The 1827-nt window shown below is 66.3% G+C and carries 2 protein-coding genes; both read right to left on the bottom strand.

Annotated elements, in window-relative coordinates; translation table 11 throughout:
• The coding region (locus tag EB084_24625; protein ID NDD31449.1) for a cold shock domain-containing protein at positions 1-113 on the bottom strand (113 nt) is incomplete at its 3' end.
• A gap of 347 nt (positions 114-460) precedes the next feature.
• Positions 461-1795, bottom strand: coding sequence for a hypothetical protein (locus tag EB084_24620; protein ID NDD31448.1), 1335 nt, complete (start codon positions 1793-1795; stop codon positions 461-463).
• Positions 1796-1827: the final 32 nt, after the last annotated feature.

Below are 1827 nucleotides of genomic sequence, written 5' to 3'. Positions count from 1 at the left end.
TCGCGAATCCAGTCGGCCAGGGGAGGCGAGTAGCGATAGTAGGTGGCCACGAACCAGCGGCCAGGGGTCGTGGGAAGCAGCACGTGATCACGGAACCCGCGCAGGCTGACCACGTGGGATTCGGTGGGGGTTCCGTGATCACGTGTTGCTTCCCACGACCCCTGGCCGCTGGTTCGTGGCCACCTACTATCGCTACTCGCCTCCCCTGGCCGACTGGATTCGCGAGCGCGACTGGGCCCGCGCGTCTGTTCGCGTGGGATTGGCCCCCGTGATATTCGCGGTGGAGAACCCCGTGATGGCACTGTGGTGTGTCGCCCTGGTTGCGGTCTGTGGGCTGCGGCTGCGGCGGCGCCGGGTCGTCGCGAGAGCGAGGGCGCGGGCGTCCGAGTAAGCGGACGTCAGGCGCCGGAAGCCTCAGACCGAGTGGCCGCGTCAGCGGCCCTCGGTCTTTTTCATGGCCTCAGGTGTCAGACCTGTCGCTCTCTTCTTCAAAGCCTCTGGGGCGCCGCGGCGGGGGGGCTTCGGTTCGGCGCGGTGGCGGCTCGATGCGCCGTGGGGGACGCGAGATGATCTGAGGGCGCAGGTTTGGAGAATCTGCAGGCGTGATCGGAGCGTCGTTCTGCGGGCGGGAAACCGGCCCTGACGGCGGACGTGAGGGGGGCGAGTTGACGGGGGGAGTGTCGCCTCCCAGGGAGAGTCGAGGGGGAGCCTTCGGAAGGGGCGGAAGCGCGCGCGTGTCTTCACGCGGTCGCTCGATCTTCGGCGGCGGCGGCGGCACGGGGCGCGCAGGCTCAGGGGCGCGGCGTGACGGCGCCTCGTCGTCGTCGCTTCCGCCGAGGTCGAATGAAGCAGGCGTGCGGCTTTGGGCAGGCGGCTCGGCGGGCGCACTCGCGGGGGACACCCGGTCGCGCCACGAGGTCACCGCGGGAGGTCGCGCAGATGTCGGCGCGGCAGGCGTGCTCGCCTCGTCGTCGTCGCCGTCGCCGCCGAGATCAACAGACCGCTCGCCTGGAACACCCCGCCCGGGGCCCGCGGAAGACGGCCTGGGTGCGGTGCGGCGTTGTCGGTTGGTGGTCTCAGCCGCTTCGTCTTCCACGGACAGATCGTGCTCCACCTCGCGATGGATTCGGTCTCCCACCTTTTCCTGAAATGCCTTCAGATGCGCAATCCAGTGTCGGAACCACTGCTGGTTGCTGAACTTGAAGAAGTTGATCACGAACATGTTCAGCACCAGGATGAACATGGGGCCTTTACGCTCGTTCTTGGTGCGAACCTCGAGCTCTTCCCAGCGGTGGTCGACCTCGCTCTCGAGTCGCTTGATGGTTGAGCAGATGCGCAGCATCTTGGCCGATAGAGAACGCGGGTCGGTGTTCGCGACCCCGCGGATGCGGCTGGCCAGCTCGGCGTAGGCTTCGTTCAGCGTTCGCTCATATGCGCCGAGCTCGCGACGCAGGAGCTGGCCCGTGAACATCTTGCGCAGCTTCGTGAACGGCCCTGGTTCCTCGTCTTTGAGGAAGAGACTGTCGTCGAGACCGTCAGACAGCTCGCGCTGCCCCTTGTCGTACGATTGCAGCGCGCCCTCGACACGGCGGCACGTGTCAAGCGTGATGTCGTCGTAGAACAATCCGGCCTTGTAGTACGAGTAGCCTTCCTTGCCCAGTGACGTGGTGAGATCTTCGAGCTCGGTGATGAGCTGGATCAGCTCTCCGATGATCGTCGTGGTTCTCGTCATGTCGAGAACGGCTGGGCGCTTGGGGAGCACGGCAACTGGGCCAAGCAGGCGCTGTTTGAGCATTCCCTGCGGGTGCCGCTCATTATTGCGCCACC

This window comes from Pseudomonadota bacterium (assembly GCA_010028905.1).
In the GTDB taxonomy this organism is placed as follows: Bacteria; Vulcanimicrobiota; Xenobia; order RGZZ01; family RGZZ01; genus RGZZ01.
Note: the sequence above shows the minus strand (reverse complement) of the source record. Positions and strands in the feature narration are given on the sequence as shown.

Coding starts and splice junctions, on each gene's coding strand:
- EB084_24620 (NDD31448.1), bottom strand. CDS start 1,795: ATGCTCAAACAGCGCCTGCTTGGCCCAGTTGCCGTGCTCCCCAAGCGC.